The organism is Streptomyces sp. NPDC048479, assembly GCF_040651435.1.
In the GTDB taxonomy this organism is placed as follows: domain Bacteria; phylum Actinomycetota; class Actinomycetes; order Streptomycetales; family Streptomycetaceae; genus Streptomyces.
The window spans coordinates 1-1,176 of the sequence record NZ_JBEZKA010000127.1 but is presented as its reverse complement, the minus strand read 5'-3'; the positions used below and the strand labels follow the sequence as shown (position 1 = coordinate 1,176).

Below are 1,176 nucleotides of genomic sequence, written 5' to 3'. Positions count from 1 at the left end.
GTCACCGATGCGATCGAAATGGCCGTGGCCGCCCGCGGCGGCCACCGCCACGGCGTGGTTTTCCACACGGACAGGGGCGCTCAAGGCGGATTCAACTGGTCGTCGCAACAGCTCGTTTATGGAGGTGTTGATGGGCAGGCCAGCGGGTTGGATGACGGAGTTGACCGGCAGGTCACCGATGAAGTCGCCGGGCAAGCCGTCGCTGCGACGCGACGTGGAGCGGTTGTTCTGGCATGAGATCGGCAAAGGACGTACCAGCGAGGAGGCCGCGATCGCAGTCGGCGCGTCGCAGGCGGCCGGCAGTCGTTGGTTCCGGGAGCGTGGCGGCATGCCGACGTTCCTGCGTGTCCCGGTCTCGGGCCGCTACCTGTCGTTTGAAGAGCGTGAAGAGATCGCCTGCTGAAGGCCCAGGACGCTGGGGTGAGAGAGATCGCCCGTCGGCTCGGCCGCCATCCCTCGACCATCTCCCGGGAACTACGCCGCAATGCGGCCACCCGCGGAAGCAAGCTCGACTATCGAGCGTCCGTCGCGCAGTGGAAGGCCGAGCTGATGGCGCAACGTCCCAGGACGGCCAAGCTGGTCGAGAACGACCGGCTACGCGGTTACGTGCAGGAACGGCTCTCGGGCCAGGTCCGACGCGCGGACGGGACAACGGTGACGGGGCCCGTGGCGGCACCGTGGAAGGACGCAACAAACCACGCCGCCAGGACCGGCGATGGGCGACCGCCTGGAGCCCGGAGCAGATCTCGAACCGGATGCAGGCCGACTTCCCCGATGATGACTCCATGCGCATCTCGCACGAGGCGATCTATCAGGCCCTCTATGTCCAAGGGCGCGGGGCGCTCACGCGCGAACTGGCGGCCTGTCTGCGTACCGGGCGTGCACCGCGGGTTCCCCGTGCCCGTTCCCGACAGCGGGCGGGCACGTCACACCCGAGGTACTGATTAGTCAGCGGCCGGCCGAGGCCGAGGACCGCGCAGTCCCAGGCCATTGGGAGGGAGACTTGATCATCGGCACCGGCAAGTCCGCGATCGGCACGCTGGTCGAGCGAACAACCCGATTCACCATGCTCCTGCACCTGTGTTGATGCTTCCTGAAGACTGGTTCTGGATCACTTTCCGTGCAGAGCCACGGAGCGTCACCGAAGCCGCGAACATGAGCGGTTGTGGCTGACGA

The 1,176-nt window shown here is 66.8% G+C and carries 1 pseudogene; it reads left to right on the top strand.

Features of this window, described 5'->3' with window-relative positions:
- Positions 1-151: 151 nt before the first annotated feature.
- Positions 152-1,081, top strand: a pseudogene (locus AB0D12_RS41345) (IS30 family transposase); the annotation flags it as partial.
- Between the last annotated feature and the right edge of the window lie 95 nt (positions 1,082-1,176).